A 21,594-nucleotide genomic window follows, 5' to 3' on the forward strand; every position below is an offset into this window, starting at 1 on the left:
ATCTGGTACAACCTGCGGACAACGAGATAAAGCTCATATGCCTGAACTATCAGGCTCTAATATGCCTTGCTTACGAAAATCTTAGAAGATTGAGCGGCCTATTCGCTGCGCCAGAATCTCAAGTGCTGCCGTTCCCGCAAGCGAGTTCCCCGAAGCATCCAATTCCGGGCACCAGACAGCAATCGACATCTCGTGGGGCACAACGGCAATGATTCCACCGCCAACGCCCGATTTACCCGGCATCCCGACACGATAGGCAAATTCACCGGCGCCATCATACATTCCGCTGGTGACCATCAATGCATTAATCTGCCGGGCTTGTTGAGCCGTAATAACGGGATCAGCAAGATGCAATGCGCGCCCCTGGTTTGCCAAAAACAGGAAAGTTTTCGCCAACTCAGTACAACTCATCTTCAACGCGCAGTAGTGGAAGTAATTTTGCAGGACGGTAATAACGTCATTATCGAAATTGCCGAATGATTTCATAAGCCAGGCAATAGCCGCATTACGTGCCGAGTGTTCAAACTCAGATTTCGCCACGCGGGCGTCATAAGCAAGGTCCGGTTGTTCCGCAAGCACACGCACCACTTCCAGCATACGTTGCCTCGGTGCGCTAAGGCGAGTTTGCAGCATATCGCACACCACTAACGCGCCAGCATTAATAAACGGGTTACGGGGTTTACCTTGTTCAAGCTCCAACTGGAGTAAAGAATTGAACGGCTGCCCTGATGGTTCTTTACCCACGCGTTGCCAGATTTCATGCTCGTCATAACGCGCCATTGCCAACGCCAGACTCAGTACTTTAGAGATCGACTGAATGGAGAAACGCTCAGTCGCATCGCCTGCACTAAATACCTCACCTTCGACGGTGCAAACTGCAATCCCCAGCTTGTCACCTGGAATTTCCGCCAGAGCAGGAATGTAATCCGCTACTTTACCGCGACCAATTAATGGCCGTACCTGAGTAAGAATATCTTCCAGTAATTGATTATCTAACGGACCTGGCACTGCAAACTCCTGATTGGCGGGTATTTTACGCCCGCCATTATATCAGACCACCGCCACAGCCGTTACCTCCCGCCAGATGATTAATGTTCATCACTATCGTCACTGAGGCATCCCGCACATACTTAACTAACAGCTCTAACCCTCATATATCGCTTTATGGGGAAACAACTCAGCTACGCAGGAATACCTTACCAATCAAATAGGTTGCGGCTTTACCCGCAATCAGCACTCTATTGCCGACAAGTTGGCAACGCAAATCACCACCACGACTGGAAACCTGGCGAGCAAGCATTTGCGTTTTACCTAAGCGGTCCGCCCAGTAAGGAATCAGCATGCTATGTGTTGACCCGGTAACAGGATCTTCGGGTACAGATTCTCCCGGGCAGAAAAAACGACTGACAAAATCATACTCGCCGTCGCCCGGTGCGGTAATACAGACCATTTTTCCAAGCGGTATCATCGCATTGATATTTGGGCAAACAGCTTCTACCTGTTGCTGAGTTTCCAGCACAACCATGTAATCCCGCGCAACACGCACTTCTTTGCATTGCGTAATACCTAACGTTTCCAGAAGCAATGGAAGCGGCATAACGGGTTCTGATTCCCAGGCAGGGAAATCAAGCGTCAACCAATCCCCGTTACGTGTCACCGACAATGGACCAACAAAGCGCGTATCGAAGTGAATCGTGGTTTCCGGGTAATTGAGATATTCGAAAATCACATGTGCTGCTGCAAGGGTTGCATGGCCACAGAGATTAATTTCCCCCTGCGTAGTGAACCAACGTAATTCGTAACCGCTATCGGTGGTAATAAAAAAGGCCGTTTCGGATTGATTATGTTGGCGAGCCATAGCCAGCAGAGTTTCGTCAGGCATCCATTCCGTAAGCGGGCATACTGCTGCCGCATTGCCGCCAAAAGTGGTATCGCTAAACGCATCTACCATATAAAAATCAATTTGTTGCATAGCCTTTTCTCCCGGGTAACTCAATGGCACTTACCATTTCATAAAAACAATGACGACCTATACAGTTAAAAGCGAGTTAAATCACACGTTGGGCTGTGCGGCCGGGCGACGCAATAATACTTTGCCAACCAGGTAAGTTACCGCCTGGCCCGACATCAGCACCCTATCACCGACCAGTTGGCAGCGAATATCGCCTCCACGACTGGAAACCTGGCGAGCCAACATCTGTGTTTTGCCTAACCGTTGCGCCCAGTAAGGAATCAACATGGTGTGAGTTGAACCGGTAACCGGATCTTCGGTAATTGCCGCAGCAGGTGAGAAGAAACGGCTGACAAAATCGTAACCTTCAATTTCGGCAGGAGTCGTGATGCAGACCTTTTGGTTAAGCTTGAGCATCAGTTGAATATCCGGCCTTACCGCTTCAACCTGCTGCTGATTCTTGAGCACCACGGTATATGTGCGCCCAAGTCTGACTTCCTGATAGTCGCTAATCCCCAGACAATCAAGAAGTAATTGTGGCGGCTCAACAGGCTCGCTGCTGGTTGCCGGGAAATCCAGCGTCAACCAGTCGCCATTCCGCGTGACTGTCAGTGGACCAACAAAGCGTGTAGCAAAGTGGATGGTGGCCTCCGGGTAACTCAGAGACTCAAAAATCACATGCGCTGTTGCAAGCGTTGCGTGGCCACACAGATTAATTTCCCCCTGCGTGGTGAACCAGCGCAATTCGAAACCATCATCAGTGTGAATAAAAAATGCTGTTTCTGACTGGTTATGCTGACGAGCCATAGCCAGCAGCGTTTCGTCAGGCAGCCACTCCGTAAGCGGACACACCGCTGCCGCATTGCCGCCAAAAGTGGTTTCAGTAAAGGCATCTACCATATAAAAATCAATTTGCTGCATCGCTTTTCTCCACCACATGTTCCACTTACATACCATGCCATGAGAGCCAGAATTATCAGCACAATTAAATGAGACTTAAATCACAAAATGGGTTGTATGGCTGGATCGATGGTTTTATGATCACCTCCTCACCTAACAGTTCATTTATCAGCGCGAAACCAATCTATGACAATAAGTAATGTCTCACGCAAAACGGCATGGTTACGCGTCGTAACACTCGCGGTTGCAGCCTTCATTTTTAATACCACCGAATTTGTTCCCGTTGGTTTGCTTTCCGATATCGCCAGTAGTTTTGGTATGCAAACTGCGGAAGTTGGGATCATGCTGACTATCTACGCATGGGTCGTTGCGCTGATGTCTCTGCCATTTATGTTATTGACCAGTCAGGTTGAGCGTAAACGGCTGTTGATTGGCATCTTTACCTTGTTTATCGCAAGCCATGTGCTGTCATTCCTGTCCTGGAACTTTACTGTGCTGGTAATAAGCCGCATTGGTATCGCGTTCGCTCACGCAATTTTCTGGTCGATAACGGCATCATTGGCCATACGTATGGCACCTGCGGGTAAAAAAGCCCAGGCATTGAGTTTGATTGCAACTGGCACTGCGCTGGCGATGGTTTTAGGTTTGCCGCTTGGGCGTGTCGTCGGCCAGTATTTCGGTTGGCGCACAACCTTCTTCGCCATCGGCGTAATAGCCGCCCTGACACTCTTTTGCGTCATCAAGCTGCTGCCTAAATTACCAAGTGAGCATTCCGGGTCACTGAAAAGTTTGCCGCTGCTATTCAAACGCCCGGCGTTAGTGAGTCTGTATGTGCTGGTAGCCGTAGTCGTAACCGCTCATTACACCGCTTATAGCTACATTGAGCCGTTTGTACAAACCGTGGCAGGACTAAGCGCCAACGTGGCCACCTTCCTGTTACTGGTTCTTGGCGGCGCAGGGATTATTGGTAGCGTGTTGTTTGGCAAGTTGGGCAACCGCCATTCATCAATGCTGGTTAGTGGCTCAATCGGCTTGTTAGTTCTCTGCCTCGCATTGCTCTTGCCTGCCGCACAAAGCACAGTCAACCTGACGATATTAAGCCTGTTCTGGGGCATCGCAATTATGATTCTTACGTTGGGTATGCAGGTAAAAGTACTGGCTCTGGCTCCAGATGCGACCGACGTCTCAATGGCGCTGTTCTCAGGAATTTTTAACCTTGGGATTGGTGCAGGCGCTTTGGTCGGAAATCAGGTTAGCCTGCATTTTGATATGTCGAGTATCGGGTTGGTAGGTGCGGTTCCGGCCCTGGCGGCGCTTATCTGGTCGGTGTTGATATTCCGTCGCTGGCCCGTGTCGCTTGAAGAGCAGCAAAGCCAATAAGCAAGTTAAGGGCTACGGTCTGAAACCGTGGCCCTTATTAAACTTACTGCGCCGGGAAGTGGGTAATAATTTCCAGTACGCCGTTAATAATAAATTGCACGCCCATACAAACCAGCAAGAAGCCCATCAGACGGGAAATTGCCTCAATACCGCTCTTGCCAACCAGACGCATAATCGCACCAGAACTGCGCAAACTACCCCATAAAATTACGCCTACCAGCGCAAAAATAAGCGGCGGAGCCACCAGAACAACCCAGTTGGAGAAATTGACACCGTGTTCGATTGTTGATGATGAACTGATAATCATCGCAATCGTACCAGGACCTGCAGTGCTGGGCATCGCAAGCGGCACAAACGCGATATTAGTATCCGGTTCTTGTTCCAGTTCCTCAGCTTTCGTGTGCGCCTCGGGGGACTCATGTGCCTTTTGTTGGGGGAATAGCATCCTGAAGCCAATAAACGCAACAATCAAACCACCCGCAATACGTAGACCGGGTATCGAAATACCGAACGTATTCATCACAACTTGCCCAGCGTAATACGCAACCATCATGATGATGAAGACGTTGACAGACGCCATCAACGCGGTTTTATCACGCGCTTTTTTGTTCATATCTCCGGCAAGGCCGAGGAACAATGCCACAGTAGTCAATGGGTTAGCCAGCGGCAGTAGCACCACTAACCCAAACCCTATGGCCTTAACCAATTCCATCATCTTTTACCCTTCATTCAGTGGCTTTATGCGCGGCTGAGTATAGCAGCCAACCGTCAGCGTTTACGTTATCGGATTTGTATCAATGTTTCTTCACCGTTGCTCGTTGGTAAATATTGACAACAATCCAGATGAGAACAGCATTGACCATTGCAGAACCAATGAATATTACGTAACCCATGAAGTTATCCCAGCTTTCACCACTAATATCACCGGTATATTTTGTGATAAGTTCCAGCAGAATACCTTCTGGTAAGAAACCATAACTTGAAAAAACAATGAGTAGATAAGAGGCAAAGGCCGCAAACCAGTAAAATACGAATTGATGAGGTTTCACTAATTTACCTGTATCGTTCCAAAAGCAGTTAATGATGCCGTAACTTTAAAAGCGGCTGTTTTGAGCAGACTTTCACGCAGGAGCATAAAATCAGGTTTTCGCGGCAATGTGATGCAACCGTTACTCCGACCTTCATAGCCAGCAGGATGTAGCCGAAAATTCCCCCGCTGAACTTCTTCAATGAACGTGTGATCATCAATTTGGCTATCATTACGATATAAAGTAAACCATACGCCACGATCCGACCCGGTATATTCAGAAGCAATAAGATCGTTAACCATTGTGCCTATTCCACCACGGCCACGGCTAACAATATAGTATTGCCCAGGTGGAAGCGGCCCAACATCTTTAACCTTTATTGAATCTGGATTATTCCTCATCGGCCCTGCATTGCCAGAATACGCAGGAAAGAAACCGACACCTGGGCAACTCAACGTTGAAAGTGCTGCGCCGTTTAAATGAAAAGTGCATCGGATCATCGGTCATTCCATGAATCAGTAAAGATGATATTGCCATCGCAATGTTTCCATGTGATTTTTTCATAACGCAAGGAAACACCTTCGAGGTGATTATGCTTTTCAGTAGCAGGATTTTTAATATCGTGCATCATCGGACATATGGAAACTATTTTTACGTTTTCAAGAAGCATGTTGAAGTATTCAACTTCTTGACCCGCAGCGTTGATTTTGTACCACTTAAATTCAGCTGATTTTAAAGTTTGCCCCTTCGCTACAGCCTTATATAAATATGGGCTCGATGAATCAAATTCTTTTTCGAAGGTCAACGCAGAGTGAACCCGAGTGCCTGTTATTTTACCCGTGTTGTTGTCGGTAGGAAGATGTAAACCATGTGCGAAGCCTAAAATTTCTATACTGTATTCACGGTCTTTAACGTCAACAGATCCTTTGATATCTGCACCACCATCATCTTTGAGCCATAGATAAGCTGGTATTGCCATTTTTTAATTCCCTTTATGGTGTTTGAGATGATTAAAATTAACACTATAAATCGTAATGTGTAACCGTTAAAAACTTATTTAACCAACATTCATGCCACTGATAATTAAATAAAAAATATATTCCGCATGAATTCCTTCCAATTATACAGGGAACAGCACATGGATATGTGCGCTTATTTTTAGAGAAACATTACAACTTAAATTCAATATCAGGATCGCTTCCTATATTACGTTTAGTACCAGCCCCTAACTTGTTATTTAGTCCCCTTTAACAGTCGCACTCATGCATGACTGTTTATTTATACAGTACTCCGTAAAACCTAAAGAATTGATTGTGGAACGAGCATGTATGCCGGAGCCGAGAGATTCATTTATTCAGGTCAAGTAATCCCAAAGCCATCGCAGATCGGATAAGTGGCAGCTTCATCCGTCAACACTGGCGCAAACCGCTTGTTCCCGTATAAATATGTTTATCAACCTTTGCCAGCTATCTGTGTTCAATATGGGTTAACTGATTTGTATCAATGTTAAAATCTGAACCGTTTTAGCTATTCGTGTCATCACAGAACCATCACATTGACTTATGGTTGCCTAAGCAATAATATCCACCGTGATTAAATATACTTGCCTGGGCAATCATAGTGAAAAGCACTAACGATCTGTTTAACGAAGTCATTCCTTTGGGGCGCCTTATCCATATGGTTAACCAGCATAAGGATCGCCTGCTAAACGATCACCTTTCCCCTCTCGATATCACCGCTACGCAATTTAAGGTGCTTTGCAGCATTTATTGCGAAGGGTGTTTGCAGCCAGTGGAACTGAAAAAAGCGTTGTCGGTAGATCTCGGTGCACTCACGCGCATGTTAGATCGCCTGCTATCCAAAGGATGGATTGAACGCCTGCCCAACCCAAACGACAAACGCGGTGTGTTGGTACGGCTGACGCCTGAAGGGAAAACGTTGTGCGAAAAATGCCACCAGCTTGTGGGGCAAAACCTGCATCAAGAGTTAACTAAAAACCTGACTGATGACGAAGTGGACACACTTTATCAACTGCTGACAAAAGTATTACCGTAAAACCTGAAAAGAGGTGAAACGATGTCCAGACGGAACAATGATGCCATAACCATTCAAAGCATTTTGGACTGGATAGAAGAGAATCTGGAGAACCCTTTGTCACTTGAGAAGGTTTCACAGCGTTCTGGCTACTCGAAGTGGCACCTGCAAAGGATGTTTAAAAAAGAGACCGGCCACTCATTAGGCCAATACATCCGCAATCGCAAATTGACCGAGATCGCCCTCAAGCTTAAAGAAAGCAACGAGCCGATTCTCTATTTAGCAGAGCGTTATGGGTTTGAGTCACAACAGACACTCACCCGCACGTTCAAGAATTACTTCTCTGTGCCTCCTCACAGATACCGCGTTGCGTGTTCAGGTGGCGAAGGAAAGTTTATTCACGCGCTAAATCATTAAAAACTAAATGCTATGCAACCGTCTGGTTAAAACAGACACCGAGGATTTATGAAACGTTTTATCGGCGCTGTAAGCCTGGTACTGATTCTGGCTTCCGCTAACGCTCTGGCGGAACAGCCCGGCAGTTTTAACGCCACCCAAAGCAATCACGGCGGGATGATTCTCCCTCCTTCTGACAACAATACCAATTGCAGCTCCCGCGATACAATTGGTGATAAGTCAGAGTTGTTGGGCACGCCTTACTACCACGAAAGTACGCGCTAATTTCCGCATCTGGCGGGCGCACTTATATGAGCCCGCCAGAAGAAATTAACTGACTATCGCCCGCCTAATCCGCAAACCAAAGACGTTAATATACAAGCCGCCCATGATCAGTAGCGCCCCGGCCAATTGCGTTAACGACAGTGTTTCATCCAGTAACCACGCGGCACTCGCCATCCCCACAACGGGTACCAGCAACGACAATGGCGCAACTCGCCAGGTTTCATAGCGCCCCAGCAAACTTCCCCAGATACCGTAACCAACAATCGTCGCCACAAAGGCCAGATAAATCAGCGATAAAATCGTCGTCATATCAATGACAATCAGGCTTTGCCACATCACGTCTGGGCCATCAAGCAGGTAACTGGCGGCAAAGAATGGCAGCACCGGGATTAATGCGCTCCACACCACCAAAGACATAATGGGTGGACGAGACTCAAGCTGCATGATTTTCTTATTAAAGATATTCCCACATGCCCAGCTAAGCGCCGCCGCCAGCGTCAACATAAAACCAGGCAATGCAACATGCTGCCCACCGAGACTGCCCTCAATCAACACCAGTACCCCGATCACCGCAAGCGTTATTCCCGCCAGTTGTTTGCCTTGCAGGCGTTCCTGGAACACAACCGCGCCGAGGATAATGGTGAAAAATGCCTGCGCCTGAAGTACGAGTGAAGCAAGCCCTGCGGGCATACCAAACTTAATCGCGCTAAACAGAAACGCAAACTGCCCGAAACTGATAGTCAGCCCGTAAGCCGCAAGCAGGCGAAAGGGAATTTTAGGTCGCGCGACAAACAGCAACGCGGGAAAAGCAACCAGCAGGAAGCGCAGACCCGCCAGTAACAGCGGCGGCATATTGTGTAGTCCCATTTTAATGACCACAAAATTAAGCCCCCACACCACAACCACCAGCATCGCCAGTAGCCCATCTTTACGCGTCATACCCTGCCCTCATTTTGTTTCGATTTTGTTAAAATCTAAGGCTATATCCAATTTGAAAACAGATACAGATCGCACTTTTAACCATAAGCACAGAAAGCATTCCATGATAAACGCCTCCTATACTTTGGCGATTCTTCATGCTAAATCTGAAATACATCTTCGTGAACATACTAAAAACACACAACAAAATGGTTTTTTTAGCAGCTCGTTTTTCTGGTAAGCAACTTTCCATCAGCGTTTTACTGCTCTCTTCGCTACTACTCACCGTTGGGCGCGGTCTGACACTGCCATTTATGACCATTTATCTTTCCCGGCAGTACGGTATGCCGTTAAGCGAAATTGGTATGGCGCTGACCATCGCGCTAACGGCGGGTGTGGTGTTTAGCCTGTGGTTTGGCATCCTCGCGGATAAATTCGACAAGAAAATATACATGCTATTGTCGATAGTGATTTTCCTCGGCGGATTTGTCGCAATTCCGTTGGTGGATAGCGCCGTTCTGGTGGTGGTGTTCTATTCGCTCATAAACTGCGCATATTCAGTATTTGCCACGGTACTGAAAGGGTATTTTTCTGACACGCTGGAAATTCATCAAAAACCTAAAATCTTCTCGCTTAACTACACCTTCGCCAATATCGGCTGGACGGTCGGCCCACCTATTGGCACGCTGGCTGTTCTCTACAGCACCAACCTGCCATTCTGGCTTTCGGGCCTGACCGCAATCATCCCGTTTATCATGATTAGCCGCTATGTGCATAGTGTTCCGGTTACCCCTTCGCGTTCTAACGATGGGGTCGTACTTTCCCCGCGCCAGATGCTTAAAGACAAGGCATTGATGTATTTCACCTTGTCAGCATTTCTTGGTTCGCTGGTGTTTGGCTCTTTTGCTGCCTGTTTATCGCAATACGCGATTGCCATCTCCGATTCAGATTTGGCACAAAAAGTGGTGGGTGTCGTGCTGCCGGTGAACGCATTTGTGGTGGTGGTTTTCCAGTATATGGTCGGCAAACGCATTCGCCCGGACAACATCAAAAAACTGATGGGCTACGGTACGCTGTTTTTCATGGCGGGTCTGGGAGGGTTTATGATCTCGGGCGATAACCTGCTGTTATGGGGAGTATCTGCGGCAGTGTTTACGCTTGGCGAACTTATATTTGCACCAGGGGAATATATGTTGGTTGATAACATTGCCCCTGAAGGGCTTAAAGCAAGTTACTTTTCTGCACAGCAGTTGGGTTGGTTAGGCGGTGCATGTACCCCGCTGTTCACCGGCTTGATGCTAACCTGGTTGCCGCCATCGATGTTATTTGTAGCGCTGATGGTGGCGATTGCACTGGCCTATCTGATGATTGTGAAAGGAATGGCGGTGAAACCGCAACGGGCTTTGAACTAAGTGGTGGATGACGCTTCGTTTATTCATACTACAAACCTAATCGTAGGTCGGATAAGCAAAGCGTCATCCGACGAAACTACTTAAGATCTTTACGGTACTGAATAAAACCAGGCTTATCCGCCAACTTGTCGTATAACGCCTGGCCTGCCGCATTGGTTTCATGGGTATGCCAGTACACCCGCCCGCAACCTTTCGATTGCGCATGCTGATAAACACCTTCAATCAGCGCCCGGCCAACCCCCTTGCCACGCGAATCAGATGCGGTAAACAGATCCTCAAGATAGCAATGATCCTCAGCCGACCAGGTGCCACGGTGATAAACCATATGCACAATACCGACCATTTTATCCTGCTCATCAAACGCGCCCAGCGCATACATCGGCTCGGCTGCATCCAGCATACGCTGCCACGTCAGTTGCGTGACAACGTCACCAATCTGCGAGTTATAAAACGTCAGATACCCCTGCCACAACGCAGCCCACTGCGCATAGTCACTTTCAACAAGAGCTCTTACCTGCACCACATTCCTGTTCAGGTTTGGACGATGACTCCTCAAACTCGCACGAATCTTGGCCAGTCCCTGCTTTTGTACGCCATCAGCCATATTTTCAATGCTGAGCCAAGCTTCAAATGCCTGCTGAATTTGCGGCCATTCGCTATCGAGAATAGAAAACCACGCAGTATCCCGAGTGCGTTGTTTATACACCACCGCCTGGCGGAACAAACCTTCGTAACGGAACCCCAGACGAATTGCCGCATGGCGCGATGGGCCATTCAGGCTGTCGCATTTCCACTCATAACGGCGATAACCCAGCCCAAAGGCATACTTCATTAACAGGTAATGGGCCTCGGTTGCCTGAACGGTGCGCTGTAACAGCGGGGTGTACATAACGAAACCGACTTCCACCACGCCATTTGCCGGGTCGATGCGCATTAGAGACAGTGTGCCCAGCGCGTCGCCGCTTTGGGTATCGACAACCGCGTAATGCAATGGATCGTGGCTTTGCGCCGCAGTCTCTATGAAATCGGCAAATTGCTGAAGGCTCGCAAACGGCCCAACACTCAGATACGTCCAGCCGCTGTTGTCTTTTGCCGTATTCCAGGCAGCCCAAAGTGAGGCGGTATGAGAAGGTGCCAGCGGCTCAAGGCGGCAATAGTGCCCTTCCAGCACTACACGCTGTGGGTGCGGGCAAGGCTGCCAATCCGGAAGTGCATGGCCAACCGGTTGTTGATGTTCATTTATGGTCAATTCAGGCCTCGGCAAACTTAGAGGGATAAGTGTTACGAATATAAGCAACAAATGGCATAACAAAAAGAACCATAATGTGGCAGGTTTTGTAGACCATATGCAGGGCTAAATCGCCACCAGCCCCCTGACCCCATCGGTTTCCATATCCGGGCCCTTTCCACGCTGGATAATCGAGCCACGTGACATCACCAAATAGTTATCGGCAAGCTGCGCGGCAAAATCATAAAACTGCTCCACCAGCAAAATTGCCATATCTCCTTTGGCAGCAAGGCTACCAATAACCTGACCGATCTCCTTAATAACTGATGGCTGAATCCCTTCTGTTGGTTCGTCCAGAATCAGTAACTGTGGTTTGCAGGCCAGCGCACGACCTATTGCCAACTGTTGCTGTTGGCCCCCAGAGAGATCGCCTCCGCGCCGTTGCTTCATCTCTTTAAGCACCGGGAAAAGCTGGTAAATGTCTTCCGGCACCTGCTTTGCATCTCGCCCTGCAAAGCGTGAAAGCCCCATCAGCAGGTTTTCCTCCACCGTTAAGCGCGGGAATATTTCGCGCCCTTGCGGCACATAGGCAATACCTGCCTGTACACGCTGATGGGGTTTACGGCTGGTGATGTTGTTCTGCTGCCAGTTAACGCTGCCGGATTTTGCCGGGATCAGCCCCATCAGGCATTTAAGCAAGGTACTTTTACCAACGCCATTACGCCCCAGCAAGCAGGTGACTTCACCAATTTTTGCTTCAAACGAGACTCCGCGCAGAATATGGCTACCGCCGTAGTATTGGTTAAGATCGTTGACTATGAGCATAGTTAACCCCTTTGGTGTCGGATGGCGTGCCGCTTATCCGATCTACGAATTGCCGTTGTAGGATGGAAAAGCGTGGCGTCTTCCATCATGAATTTATCGCCCCAAATACACTTCAATCACCTGCTCGTTGGCCTGCACTTCGCGCAGTGAACCTTCCGCCAGCACCTGGCCCTGATGAAGTACCGTAACGTGGTCGGCAATGGTTTCCACAAAGCCCATATCATGTTCCACCACCATCAAGGAGTGCTTACCCGCCAACCCACGAAACAGCTCGGCGGTATACTCAGTTTCGGCATCCGTCATGCCTGCTGCGGGTTCATCGAGCAACAATAAATGTGGCTCCTGCACCAACAGCATTCCGATTTCCAGAAACTGCTTTTGCCCATGAGAAAGTAGCCCGGCTTTACGATGGCGCTCAGCACCCAGGCGTAAGATAGTGAACATTTCGTCAATGCGATCGCGCTGTTCAGAGTTGAGTTTCGCCCGCAGGCTCGCCCAGACCGATTTATCGGTTTTCTGCGCAATCTCGAGGTTTTCAAATACTGTCAAAGCCTCGAAAACCGTTGGCTTCTGGAATTTACGCCCGATACCGCGTTGAGCAATATCAGCCGGTTCTAAACGCAGCAAATCGGTCGATTGATCGTAAAATGCCCTGCCGCTTTGCGGTTTGGTTTTGCCGGTAATCACATCCATTAACGTGGTTTTGCCGGCACCATTTGGGCCAATCACGCAACGTAATTCACCGACGCCGATATTGAGTGACAGATCGGTCAGAGCTTTAAACCCATCAAAACTGACATTGATGTTTTCCAGCATCAGAACCGGATCGGTTTGATCACGAAATCTGTCTGCTTCGTACTGCCGAGTAAAAAGCGGTTCACCTGGTTGCATTATTTTTCTCCCTTACGCAGCAAGCCAATCACACCGCGCGGTAAAAACAGGGTAACGACGATAAAAATCAGCCCAAGGAACAGTTGCCAGTATTCCGGCACCGCCATGGTGAAGTAGCTTTTCGCGCCGTTCACCAGCCCTGCGCCAAGGATTGGACCGATCAAGGTGCCTCGCCCGCCAAGCGCCACCCAAATAGCCGCTTCGATAGAGTTGGTCGGTGACATTTCACCTGGATTAATAATGCCGACCTGTGGCACATACAACGCCCCCGCCAGCCCGCAAAGCACAGCGGATAATGTCCACACCAGCAGTTTGAAACCACGCGGATCGTACCCGCAGAACACCAGGCGGTTTTCGGCATCGCGCACCGCGGTTAATACCCGGCCAAACTTGCTGCGCGCTAAGGCAAAACCTATTCCCAGACTTGCCAGCAGTAACAAAACCGTGGCAATAAACAGACCAATTCGCGTACTGGTCGCCGTAATTGGCATCCCCAGCAACGTGGTAAACCCGGTAAACCCGTTATTGCCGCCAAATCCGGTTTCATTACGAAAGAACAGTAGCATTCCGGCATAAGTCAGCGCCTGAGTCATAATCGAAAAATAGACACCTTTGATTTTTGAGCGAAACGCAAAGAAACCAAACACTAAGGCAAGCAACCCTGGCACCAGCACAATCAGCGCCAGCGCCCAGGCAAAATGTTGCGTGCCCCACCAGAACCACGGCAGTTGATCCCAGGAAAGGAAAGACATAAACGCGGGTAGCCCGTCACCTGCGGCCTGACGCATCAGGTACATCCCCATTGCGTAGCCGCCGAGGGCAAAGAAAATACCGTGTCCAAGCGAAAGCAGCCCGGCGTAGCCCCATACTAGATCCAGCGCGATGGCGACCACCGCATAGCAAAGGATTTTGCCGACTAGCGTCAGCGTGTAGGTGGAGAGACTCAGTGGATGGCTTGCTGGCAGAAGCGTTAAAAACGGCAGTGTCAGCATCAGCACCACAATCAGTGCCCCCAATGCGACAGACAAACGTGGCGCTTTGCGGGTCATGGTTAACGTAAGCGGCTGGCTCATCAGTCAATAACCCTCCCTTTCAGGGCGAACAGGCCTTGCGGGCGTTTCTGGATAAACAAAATGATCAGCACAAGGATGAGGATTTTGCCCAGCACCGCGCCAATTTGCGGTTCGAGGATTTTATTGAAGATACCCAGCCCGAATGCGGCAACAACCGTTCCTGCCAGTTGGCCCACACCGCCGAGCACCACCACCAGGAAGGAGTCGATAATGTAGCCTTGTCCCAGTTCCGGACCGACGTTGCCAAGCTGCGAAAGCGCTACGCCGCCAAGACCTGCAATACCTGAACCGAGGCCAAACGCCAGCATATCCACACGTCCGGTTGGCACACCGCAGCAGGCTGCCATGGCGCGGTTTTGCGTAACGGCTCGCACATTCATGCCAAGACGGGTTTTGTTCAGCAGCAGCCAGGTAAACAGCAACACCAGCATCACGAACCCCATCACCACCAGGCGGTTCCACGGCAAAATCAGGTTCGGCAACACCTGCACGCCACCAGACAACCAGGAAGGGTTAGCGACCTCCATGTTTTGCGCACCAAACACCATGCGTACTATCTGGATAAGCATCAGGCTGATACCCCATGTTGCCAGCAGGGTTTCCAGCGGCCGTCCGTACAAATGGCGAATCACCGTGCGCTCCAGCGCCATACCGATTCCGGCGGTAACAGCAAACGCCACCGGTAACGCCACGATCGGGTAAAATGTCAGCCATGTTGGCGCGTAGTGCTGAAAAACGCTTTGCACCAGCCATGCGGAGTAAGCTCCCAACATCAGCATTTCGCCGTGCGCCATATTAATCACGCCCAGCAAACCGTAGGTAATCGCAAGCCCGAGTGCTGCCAATAGCAAAATAGAACCTAACGAAATCCCCATAAATGCCTGACCGAGAATGTCGCCCAGCATTAAACGGTGTTGAATTTTTTGCAGCCCTTCGCTGGCCGCTTTGCGCACCTGCGCATCGGGTTCGGTTTGCGCGTCAGTCAGCGGTTTAAGCAATGCTTGCGTATCGGGATCGGCAGAATGGCTAAGTAATTCAACCGCATTGAGGCGCACTTTTGCGTCAGGGCTGACAAGCTGGAGTTGGGCAACGACGCCTTCGAGCGCACTGCGAACATCTTCGTTTGTTTCAGCTCTAAGTCTTTGTTGTAACAGTGGCAGCAAATCAGGCTGTACATCGCGTTGCAGCGCTTTTGCCGCTTGCAAACGCTCGGTGACGTTGTCACTCACTAATTGATGGCTGGCGAGGGCACTGCCAGCCAGAATGCGTAAACGGTTAGTCAGCCGGACTTTTTTATTGTTAATCACCAGATTTTCTTGCGTCAGAGCGTTGAGCAACGGTAAACGTTTTGCATCCGGTGCCGCCGCCCACGTTTGCAGCAATTTTGCCTGCTGAGCGCGGTTTGCTGCGGCAAAATCTTCAGCGTCTCCGGCATGAGCGAAACACGGCAGCAGCCAGGCTGCGATTAACAGGCAGCGAAATAGTTTCATGAAGGCTCCTGGATTTATGGTGGATGACGCAGCGCTTATCCACCCGACAAAGGCATTTGTAGGTCGGGTAAACGTTAGCGTTACCCGACACTGGTTTTGCTTTAATTACTCGCCATTTTCACCGGCTCGTCAGACTTCTTATCATTGCCTGCAATGAACGGGCTCCAGGGCTGTGCGCGTACTGGCTGGTCGGTTTGCCACACCACGTTGAACTGGCCGTTACCTTCGATTTCACCAATCATCACCGGCTTATGCAGGTGGTGGTTGGTGGCATCCATGGTGAGCGTAAAGCCAGATGGCGCTTTGTAGGTTTGCCCCGCCATTGCCGCGCGTACTTTGTCGACGTCCGTGGTTCCGGCTTTTTCCACCGCTTGCGCCCACATATGAATACCCACATATGTCGCTTCCATTGGATCATTGGTCACAACCGTGTCGGCATTCGGCAGCTTGTGGGCTTTGGCGTAGGCTTTCCATTCGGCGACAAACGCTTTGTTAGTTGGGTTATCCACTGATTCAAAGTAGTTCCACGCAGCCAGGTTGCCGACCAACGGTTTGGTATCGATACCGCGCAGTTCTTCTTCACCCACCGAGAACGCCACTACCGGCACATCGGTCGCTTTCAGGCCCTGGTTGGCGAGTTCTTTATAGAACGGGACGTTGGAATCGCCGTTAATGGTGGAGATCACCGCCGTTTTGCCGCCGGCGGAGAATTTCTTAATATTGGCAACAATGGTCTGGTAATCGCTGTAACCAAACGGGGTATACACTTCTTCAATATCTTTATCCTGCACGCCTTTGGAATGCAGGAAAGCACGCAGAATCTTGTTGGTGGTACGCGGATAAACATAATCCGTGCCCAGCAGGAAGTAGCGTTTCGCCGCCCCACCGTCCTCGCTCATCAGGTATTCCACCGCCGGAATGGCCTGCTGGTTCGGTGCCGCACCGGTATAGAACACGTTTGGCGACATCTCTTCACCTTCGTATTGCACCGGGTAGAACAGCAGTCCATTCAGTTCTTCAAATACCGGCAAAACCGATTTACGCGATACCGATGTCCAGCAGCCAAACACCACCGCTGCTTTATCCTGGCTCAGTAACTGCCGTGCTTTTTCAGCAAACAGCGGCCAGTTAGATGCCGGGTCAACCACCACCGGTTCGAGCTGTTTCCCCAGCACACCGCCTTTGGCGTTGATGTCCGCGATGGTCATCAGCGCCACATCTTTGAGCGGCGTTTCAGAAATTGCCATGGTGCCGGAAAGCGAGTGCATGATGCCCACTTTAATGGTGTCAGCAGCGTATGCGCTGAAGGCCAGCCCCATGCTGACAACGGAGGCCGAGAGTGCAAAAGCTTTGATAAAAGTACGACGTTGCATAAGTCTCACTCCAAAAATTAGCTGTGTGTACTAGCGAATAGCTCCACGCTTCGCCTGATGAAGCATGTGGAGGGTAATCTGACGAACCTCTTTCTGACTTGCGGCTATGTGGTCGTGTAAACGGCTTTGCGCCTCCTGAAGCTGTCGGTTCAAAATGGCGAGCAAAATCAGCCCATGCTCGTGGTAAGTGGCACTCACGCGCGGCCGCTGGGTGAAGTCCAGCCGCCGCACAATACGAATTTTTTCTGTAATATCCCGATGCACCCGCGCCATTTCCGGGTTTCCTGTCGCTTCCACCAGCGTCATATGGAACACCTCATCATGGCTGGCGACTTCCGCACCATCAGCCAGTTGCGGTGCATCAATCCAGAATTGCTTGAGAGACTGAAGGGGTAGCGGCAGCACTTCTGCGGGCAGCGCACATAGCCGTTTTACGGCTTCCAGCTCCAGCACAATGCGCAGATCGTAGAGCGATTCCAGATGGTCGAAATCCACCGCATTGATCTGCCAGCCACTGCGAGGCTGCACCTCGACATAGCCTTCCTGCTCCAGCGCGTACAGCGCCTGACGCACCGGCGTACGGCTCGCCGCCATACGCACCGCGATGTCGTTTTCACTGAATCTGTCACCGGGCAGTAACTGAAAATCAAAGATTTCCTGCTTGAGCTGGCGATAGATGCGTTCGGCGATACCCGCTGGTTTTTTCGTGTTATGCATGTTTACCTCGCGGCGGATGGCTCCGTTCGTAGGGTGGATAAGCAACGCGCCATCCGCCATAAAATCACACCGCATCCAGCCAAAGCAGCGCATCCCCTGGCCCCACGGGGCGGCCCTGCTGGCAGCTGACGCGCAGCACAGTGCCATCGCACGGTGCTGCGACCATCAACTCCATTTTCATCGCTTCCACCACAATCAGCGGCTCGCCCTGCTTCACAACCTGCCCTGGCTCCACGAGGATCTTCCAGATATTGCCGTTAAGATCCGCACTCACCAGTTGTCCTGGCTGATCTTCAACAACCTCGAGTTGCGCTGACATCGCGCTCTCGACGGCGGCACTTTCTTGCTCTTTCCAATTGGCTACCTCAAGCGCAAACGCCTGTTGCTGGCGAGTGCGGAAATCAGCTATGTCGTCGGCGTTATCGGCGAGGAATAGTGTGTAAGCGGCAAAATCGAACTCAACCTCTTCAACACGCACCTGGGCACGTCCTTCACGGAACGCAGCGCGAAACTCAGTCAGTTCGTCTTCGCTAACCGGATAGAAACGTACCTGGTCAAAGAACTTCAGCAACCATGGCTCATCACCAAACTGTTCGTTCTTAAGGAATTTGTTCCAGATAGGTAGCGTACGCCCGACAAGCTGATATCCACCGGGTGAATCCATGCCGTAGATGCACATATACATGCCGCCGATTCCAACGGTGCCTTCGGCAGTCCATGTACGGGCGGGATTGTATTTCGAGCTAAGCAGGCGGTGACGTGGGTCGAGCGGCACAGCGCATGGTGCACCGAGGTACACATCCCCAAGGCCGAGAATCAGGTAGCTGGCGTCGAAGATGATCTGTTTCACTTCGTCGCGGTGTGCGAGGCCATTTGTGCGCTGAATAAAATCAACGTTGTTCGGCAGCCATGGCGCATCGGCGCGCACGGTTTCTTTATAACGTTCAACCGCAGCAAGTGTCGCACTGTCTTCAAAAGCCATTGGCAGATGCACAATGCGTGAAGGAATTTTGAGTTTGCTGACATCGCCAAGCTGTTTTTCCAGGCCAAGCAGCAAAGTGAGTAATTGCGACTGGGAAATATGCTGGCTATCGTAACGCACCTGTAGCGAACGTACGCCCGGTGAAAGCTCCTCTATTCCCGACATCCCACTTTGTTTGATGGCTTTCATCAGCAGATAAATACGCAGGCGCAAAGCCAGATCCAATACGTTGTCGCCGTATTCAATCAGCACATAGTTGTCGCCCGCCTGGCGGTAAACCACGGCGGGTAAATCCCCTTGCGCCGCCAGTTCTGCGAGGATCGCCGCACTTGAGGTGGTCGTCGGCGTAATCGACGGATGTAAGTCCGGCAGCGTTAATACATGCAGCAAATTAGTTACCGCCACATCCTGGGCAATTTCCAGCGACTGAGCGTGTTCAAAGGTAATCGCATGGAAACGAATGCGGTCGCCTGGTTTCACCTGCCCGACCTTCCACAGTTCCGCTTTGGCAATGGTCACCGGGCAGACAAAACCGCCCAGACTTGGGCCATCACGTGTCAGGATGACCGGGAAGTCACCGGTAAAGTTCACCGCGCCAATAGCATATTCGCAATCGTGCACGTTGGAAGGGTGCAAACCCGCTTCACCGCCGTCAGCCCGCGTCCACTCGGGCTTAGGGCCGACCAAACGCACCCCGAGGCGGTTCGAGTTGTAGTGAACCTGCCACTCGCTTTCAAAGAATGTCTGCATGGACTCAGGCGTGAAGAAATCAGGTGCGCCATGTGGCCCGTACAACACACCGATTTCCCACACATCGCTGTATTGTGGAATCACTGCCGGTTCCGGGGTTTGTGGCAACGAAATCGGTGCAGGTGTGGTACAGGCCGGTAAACACGGTTGGGAAATCGCCAGCACATCCGCTACGCGTAAGGTGCGCCCGGCATGGCCGCCAAACTGCCCAAGGGCAAAGGTCGAACGGCTACCGAGATAGACCGGAACGTCAAAACCATTACGTACTGCCAGATAAGTGCGGCAACCGGAAGTGGCGCGACCCAGTTTTAGCGTCTGCCCGGCTTTAACGATCACCGGCTGCCAGTATGGGATCTCTTGATCATCAAGCGTTGCCGGGCAATCAGCACCCGTTAACGCGATGGTCGCCTCACTGTGGAAGCGCAGCGTCGGCCCCTGCAGGGTAAATTCAAGACCTGCGGCAGACGGATGGTTGCCCACAATGCGGTTGGCTAGTCGAAAAGCAAAATCATCCATCGGGCCGGACGGGGGCACACCAATGTCCCAGTAACCGAGGCGGCCGGGGCTGTCCTGCACGCTGCTCCAGGTGCCTGGCTCCAGCACTTCAATGGCATGAGCCTGGTAAACCACGTCATCCAGCAGGCGCGTCCACATCACCCCAGCTTTAAATTCCGCCAGTTGTACAATTTGACGCAGGTAATCGAGATTGGTCGCAATACCATGCAAACGCGTAGCTGCCAGCGCCGTGTTCAGTTTACTTAACGCCTGCTGACGATCGTCACCGTGGACGATCACTTTGGCGATCATCGGATCGTAGAACGCGCTGACTTCACTGCCGGTACTGACCCAACCATCGACGCGCACACCCTGCGGGAAGAAAACGTCAGTCAACACGCCAGGGCTTGGCTGGAAGTTTTTCAGCGCATCTTCGGCATAAATGCGTACTTCAATGGATGCACCTTTTGGCGGCTGCGCCATACGTTGCCAGTCAAGCGTGACACCTGCGGCGACGTTAATCATGCATTCAACCAGATCAAGTCCGGTGACCATCTCTGTTACCGGGTGCTCTACCTGCAAACGGGTATTCACTTCGAGAAAATAGAACGCATCGCGTGCCGCATCGTAAATAAATTCCACGGTGCCAGCGCTGCGGTAATTCACTGATTCACCGAGTGCGACCGCTGCCGCATGAATAGCTTCACGGGTTGCTTGCGGCAAGTTTGGTGCCGGGGTTTCTTCCACCACTTTCTGATTACGGCGTTGCAGTGAGCAATCACGCTCGCCGAGAGCCACGACTTTGCCTTTGCCATCGCCAAAAATCTGCACTTCAAGGTGACGTGCACGGTCAACAAAACGCTCAATAAACACACCATCGTCGCTGAAAAACTGCTGACCCAAACGTTTTACGCTCGACCAGGCTTCAACCAGGCTTGCGTCATCTTCACATCGCGTCAGCCCAATCCCTCCGCCACCGGCGGTGGTTTTCAGCATTACCGGATAGCCAATTTCAGCCGCCGCCAGTTGTGCCTCTTTCAGTGTCAGCAGCAGGCCCGTTCCCGGCGTCATCGGCACATCAGCTTTAAACGCCAGTTCACGCGCGCGGTGTTTCAGGCCAAAGTCACGAATTTGCTCAGGTGTAGGGCCAATAAATATCAACCCGTTATCAGCACAGGCTTGAGCAAATTCCGCGCGTTCCGACAAAAAACCGTAGCCAGGAAATATCGCCTGAGCCCCGCTCGCTTTAGCAGCGGCAACGATCTTCTCAATATCGAGGTAACTGTCCGTTGCTTTTTCGCCACCCAACGCAATCGCCACATCGGCATCAATCACATGCTGCGCGTTAGCATCAGGATCGGAATAAACCGCAACACTGCCGATGCCCATTTTTTTAAGCGTTTTAATTGCGCGAACGGCAATTTCACCGCGGTTGGCTATCAATACAGAGCTAAACATTGTCGTCT

At 50.9% G+C, this 21,594-nt stretch carries 21 protein-coding genes; 5 read left to right on the forward strand and 16 right to left on the reverse strand.

Annotated features, from left to right (window positions below):
* Positions 1-81: 81 nt before the first annotated feature.
* The 3 genes from glsB to IX31_RS02655 form a co-directional block, all read right to left on the reverse strand.
* The gene (glsB, locus tag IX31_RS02645) at positions 82-1,008 is read right to left on the reverse strand and encodes a glutaminase B (RefSeq protein ID WP_034455612.1); all 927 of its coding nucleotides are present in this window, start codon (positions 1,006-1,008) and stop codon (positions 82-84) included.
* A 169-nt stretch (positions 1,009-1,177) separates the two neighbouring features.
* On the reverse strand, positions 1,178-1,972 hold the full coding sequence (locus IX31_RS02650; protein ID WP_034455613.1) for a PhzF family phenazine biosynthesis protein: 795 nt from the start codon (positions 1,970-1,972) through the stop codon (positions 1,178-1,180).
* Positions 1,973-2,053: 81 nt separating this feature from the next.
* The gene (locus IX31_RS02655; protein ID WP_034455614.1) at positions 2,054-2,872 is read right to left on the reverse strand and encodes a PhzF family phenazine biosynthesis protein; all 819 of its coding nucleotides are present in this window, start codon (positions 2,870-2,872) and stop codon (positions 2,054-2,056) included.
* A gap of 165 nt (positions 2,873-3,037) precedes the next feature.
* Between IX31_RS02655 and IX31_RS02660 the strand changes: the two genes are divergently transcribed.
* A complete protein-coding gene (locus IX31_RS02660; protein ID WP_034455615.1) occupies positions 3,038-4,231 on the forward strand; it encodes a sugar transporter in 1,194 nt (397 codons plus the stop codon).
* Positions 4,232-4,274: 43 nt separating this feature from the next.
* Here the strand turns inward: IX31_RS02660 and IX31_RS02665 are convergent, their stop codons facing one another.
* The 4 genes from IX31_RS02665 to IX31_RS02680 all read right to left on the reverse strand — a co-directional run bounded on the left by IX31_RS02665 (position 4,275) and on the right by IX31_RS02680 (position 6,238).
* On the reverse strand, positions 4,275-4,946 hold the full coding sequence (locus tag IX31_RS02665; protein ID WP_034455616.1) for a MarC family NAAT transporter: 672 nt from the start codon (positions 4,944-4,946) through the stop codon (positions 4,275-4,277).
* Positions 4,947-5,025: 79 nt separating this feature from the next.
* The gene (locus IX31_RS02670; protein ID WP_034455617.1) at positions 5,026-5,280 is read right to left on the reverse strand and encodes a hypothetical protein; all 255 of its coding nucleotides are present in this window, start codon (positions 5,278-5,280) and stop codon (positions 5,026-5,028) included.
* On the reverse strand, positions 5,280-5,759 hold the full coding sequence (locus IX31_RS02675; protein ID WP_034455618.1) for a DUF2778 domain-containing protein: 480 nt from the start codon (positions 5,757-5,759) through the stop codon (positions 5,280-5,282). The genes IX31_RS02670 and IX31_RS02675 overlap by 1 nt, the downstream gene beginning before the upstream one ends.
* Positions 5,756-6,238 carry an Hcp family type VI secretion system effector gene (locus IX31_RS02680; RefSeq protein ID WP_034455619.1) on the reverse strand — a complete coding sequence of 161 codons (483 nt, stop codon included), beginning with the start codon at positions 6,236-6,238 and terminating at the stop codon, positions 5,756-5,758. Before IX31_RS02680 ends, IX31_RS02675 begins: the two co-directional genes overlap by 4 nt.
* Positions 6,239-6,879: 641 nt before the next feature.
* Here IX31_RS02680 and marR point away from each other — a divergent pair.
* The 3 genes from marR to marB are packed head-to-tail and all read left to right on the forward strand — an operon-like array spanning position 6,880 to position 7,974.
* The gene (gene marR / locus IX31_RS02685; protein WP_034455620.1) at positions 6,880-7,314 is read left to right on the forward strand and encodes a multiple antibiotic resistance transcriptional regulator MarR; all 435 of its coding nucleotides are present in this window, start codon (positions 6,880-6,882) and stop codon (positions 7,312-7,314) included.
* A 21-nt stretch (positions 7,315-7,335) separates the two neighbouring features.
* Positions 7,336-7,710: an MDR efflux pump AcrAB transcriptional activator MarA gene (gene marA / locus IX31_RS02690; protein WP_034455621.1), complete on the forward strand. Its 375-nt coding sequence runs from the start codon at positions 7,336-7,338 to the stop codon at positions 7,708-7,710.
* Between the two features lie 48 nt (positions 7,711-7,758).
* Complete coding sequence (gene marB / locus IX31_RS02695; protein WP_034455622.1) at positions 7,759-7,974, forward strand: multiple antibiotic resistance regulatory protein MarB; 216 nt, start codon at positions 7,759-7,761, stop codon at positions 7,972-7,974.
* Between the two features lie 45 nt (positions 7,975-8,019).
* On the opposite strand, the gene eamA is transcribed toward marB, so the two are convergent.
* The gene (eamA, locus tag IX31_RS02700) at positions 8,020-8,913 is read right to left on the reverse strand and encodes an O-acetylserine/cysteine exporter (RefSeq protein ID WP_034455624.1); all 894 of its coding nucleotides are present in this window, start codon (positions 8,911-8,913) and stop codon (positions 8,020-8,022) included.
* A gap of 188 nt (positions 8,914-9,101) precedes the next feature.
* On the opposite strand from eamA, the gene ydeE reads away from it, so the two are divergent.
* A complete protein-coding gene (gene ydeE, locus IX31_RS02705) occupies positions 9,102-10,304 on the forward strand; it encodes an efflux MFS transporter YdeE (RefSeq protein ID WP_051880630.1) in 1,203 nt (400 codons plus the stop codon).
* Positions 10,305-10,380: 76 nt separating this feature from the next.
* On the opposite strand, the gene IX31_RS02710 is transcribed toward ydeE, so the two are convergent.
* The 8 genes from IX31_RS02710 to uca form a co-directional block, all read right to left on the reverse strand.
* Positions 10,381-11,553 (reverse strand): GNAT family N-acetyltransferase, encoded by a 1,173-nt coding sequence (locus IX31_RS02710; RefSeq protein WP_198528551.1) that lies wholly within the window; start codon positions 11,551-11,553, stop codon positions 10,381-10,383.
* A 105-nt stretch (positions 11,554-11,658) separates the two neighbouring features.
* Positions 11,659-12,357, reverse strand: a complete 699-nt coding sequence (gene urtE / locus IX31_RS02715) for an urea ABC transporter ATP-binding subunit UrtE (RefSeq protein WP_034455625.1) — start codon at positions 12,355-12,357, stop codon at positions 11,659-11,661.
* Positions 12,358-12,450: 93 nt separating this feature from the next.
* Positions 12,451-13,248 carry an urea ABC transporter ATP-binding protein UrtD gene (urtD, locus tag IX31_RS02720; protein ID WP_034455626.1) on the reverse strand — a complete coding sequence of 266 codons (798 nt, stop codon included), beginning with the start codon at positions 13,246-13,248 and terminating at the stop codon, positions 12,451-12,453.
* The gene (gene urtC, locus IX31_RS02725) at positions 13,248-14,321 is read right to left on the reverse strand and encodes an urea ABC transporter permease subunit UrtC (protein ID WP_034455627.1); all 1,074 of its coding nucleotides are present in this window, start codon (positions 14,319-14,321) and stop codon (positions 13,248-13,250) included. Before urtC ends, urtD begins: the two co-directional genes overlap by 1 nt.
* On the reverse strand, positions 14,321-15,811 hold the full coding sequence (gene urtB, locus IX31_RS02730) for an urea ABC transporter permease subunit UrtB (protein WP_034455628.1): 1,491 nt from the start codon (positions 15,809-15,811) through the stop codon (positions 14,321-14,323). Before urtB ends, urtC begins: the two co-directional genes overlap by 1 nt.
* 101 nt (positions 15,812-15,912) lie before the next feature.
* Positions 15,913-17,184, reverse strand: a complete 1,272-nt coding sequence (urtA, locus tag IX31_RS02735) for an urea ABC transporter substrate-binding protein (RefSeq protein WP_034455629.1) — start codon at positions 17,182-17,184, stop codon at positions 15,913-15,915.
* A gap of 30 nt (positions 17,185-17,214) precedes the next feature.
* Positions 17,215-17,901 (reverse strand): GntR family transcriptional regulator, encoded by a 687-nt coding sequence (locus IX31_RS02740; RefSeq protein WP_034457096.1) that lies wholly within the window; start codon positions 17,899-17,901, stop codon positions 17,215-17,217.
* A gap of 64 nt (positions 17,902-17,965) precedes the next feature.
* Positions 17,966-21,586 carry an urea carboxylase gene (uca, locus tag IX31_RS02745; RefSeq protein ID WP_034455630.1) on the reverse strand — a complete coding sequence of 1,207 codons (3,621 nt, stop codon included), beginning with the start codon at positions 21,584-21,586 and terminating at the stop codon, positions 17,966-17,968.
* Between the last annotated feature and the right edge of the window lie 8 nt (positions 21,587-21,594).

Origin of the sequence: Buttiauxella noackiae (assembly GCF_000737905.1) — a bacterium.
GTDB classification, from domain to species: domain Bacteria; phylum Pseudomonadota; class Gammaproteobacteria; order Enterobacterales; family Enterobacteriaceae; genus Buttiauxella; species Buttiauxella noackiae.